Raw genomic sequence first — 2,094 nt, 5'->3', positions numbered from 1 at the left:
ATTTGGCAGTATGGTCATTTTGAGGTGCGAAGTTTGACAATATTTTTGGCTATTATTTCTATTGCTGGTTTAGGAGGTTGTGTTTACTTTTTTATGAAAAAAGAACCTATTTTAATAGTCATGAGCATTGTTTTGGCAATAAGTATGGGCATCGCAGCATGGCTAGTTAAACAGCGCGATCGCAACTTTATTTCAGTGTTATTTTCTGGGATGTACTTAGTTTTAGCACTGTTGATGAGTTCGCAATCATGGATTTGGGAATTGAATGAAGCTTTTCCTGTTAAACCAGTAGCGGAATTAATTCGGGCAAATATTTCACCAGGAACACAAATTTATACTTCTTTTGCTTATGATCGTCCTAGTTTAGACTTTTACAGCGATTGCAAGGTAACTGCTGCAACTGTGCCAATTTTACAAGAAATGTTATCTAATAAATCTTATTTGCTATTAGACAATGAGGCTTTACAGCAAATGAATTTAACTGGTAGCAAAATTGTAGGAGCAGCTAACGAATTTACACTGATTATCAAAAATTAATTATACCAAGATGGCTATTATAGCAGTCCTAAATGATTTGTAAACTTCTCTCCTTCTCCTCTTGGCGCTCTTGGCGTCTTGGCGGTTCGATAATTTTTACAACTCAAATAGGATTGCTATAGAAGCCTGCTAAATAGCCACATTGCTATGACAAAAAATAAGCCATTAGCCAAAAAATTTTCCTTATATTCATCTTTGCAGATAGATAAATGAACTTTTACTAGCAGTCATGGTACTACGAGCCTTCGTTCGTTACTTGAACAGTGGATTGGCTAGATTGGGCTAGATAGATACCCGCTAAAACTACGGCAAAAGTCACCCAGTCAAACAAACCTACTTGTTCTGAAAAAATGAACCAAGCGAAAATGGAAGCCAGGACTGGATTGAGGAGAAGGGTAACGGCGACGATGCCTGAGGAGAGTCTGCTGAGGCTATAAGTTACAAGTCCCTGACCCAACACTTGGCAAAAAAGAGCTTGAAAAATGATGAAAAACCACCCCATCCAAGAATAGGGAAACAATCTCTCTTCGATGAATGGGAGGATAGGCAACAGAAACATTGTAGTCACACCACAACGCCAGAGCATTATGGTTGCGGTAGTAAATCGGGTTTGGAGTTGTTCTATCAGCAGCAAATAGGTGGCAATAAAAACTGCGGTTAGAAGTGCTAGCACATCACCAAGTATTTGATCAGTTGCAAATTGCATCTTATGAAGTTCAAAGGCGATCGCTCCTAAAAGCGCTATGACCATACCAATAACAAATCTGTTATCGAAGCGCCGACCTAATAACAGATACCCAGCCGCAGCAACAAATAAGGGATTCAAATTAGACAGTAAAGCCACGTTAGCAACGCTAGTTTGACTTAGCGACCAAGCCCACAACAACAGGGAGGCTGTTGCAGCAGTTCCCATTGCCAATAACAGCCACATGTCCTGTTTTGTAAAAGGCTTCTGTTCTATAGGTTGACGATCAGATTGTTGGCGGCGCAAAGCCTCAAGTCCATTCCACAGCCCAAAGAAGACTGCGGCGATCCAGCTGCGATGAAATCCTACAGCATTTGCACCAATTTCTTGTTCGCACAATTTTGCCAGAGATGGTGCTAAAGATATGGGAATTAGGGCAATAAATAATGAGACACTTCCTAATAAAGCTGGTGTTTCGGAGAATTGTTGTAGTAACAACAGTTTGGTCGTGATACTTTTAACGAAAGTATTAACTATAGTTTTGACTGATTCCTGAAACGGCAAATTAACAGCAGCTTGGCTAGATATGGCTAAGTATAAACCCATTAAAACTACAGCAAAACCTACCCAATTTGAGAAAGTTAATTTTTCAGAAAATATTACAAGAGCGAAAATGCCACTAAATACTGGCTCTAACAGATGCACCAAGGAGACAACCACAGAGGAAAACTTGGCAAGGCTATTGGTCTGTCCCATTAATTTTGCTGGGTAATACTCAAGTGTGATTAAATAGCAATGTGGATGGATTGGTACTCACAAGCAGACAGGCGATCGCGTGTATAAGGAAAAAGGGTGTATACTTAGCCATATCT

1 protein-coding gene and 1 pseudogene are annotated in these 2,094 nt (G+C 39.8%); one reads left to right on the top strand and one right to left on the bottom strand.

Annotated elements, in window-relative coordinates; genetic code table 11:
- Window positions 1-537, top strand: a pseudogene (locus LC574_RS37245) (phospholipid carrier-dependent glycosyltransferase); the annotation flags it as partial.
- A gap of 235 nt (window positions 538-772) precedes the next feature.
- Here the strand turns inward: LC574_RS37245 and LC574_RS37240 are convergent.
- Window positions 773-1,978, bottom strand: a complete 1,206-nt coding sequence (locus LC574_RS37240) for a DMT family transporter (protein WP_229458641.1) — start codon at window positions 1,976-1,978, stop codon at window positions 773-775.
- Window positions 1,979-2,094 lie beyond the last annotated feature (116 nt).

It is taken from the genome of Nostoc sp. CHAB 5715 (assembly GCF_020829685.1).
Lineage (GTDB): Bacteria > Cyanobacteriota > Cyanobacteriia > Cyanobacteriales > Nostocaceae > Nostoc.
The sequence above is the reverse complement of the archived record's forward strand: the minus strand, read 5'-3'. Positions and strand labels throughout refer to the sequence as shown.

Bases quoted from the DNA above. Each gene is read 5' to 3' on its own strand.
- LC574_RS37240 (WP_229458641.1), bottom strand. From the start codon at position 1,978: ATGGGACAGACCAATAGCCTTGCCAAGTTTTCCTCTGTGGTTGTCTCC.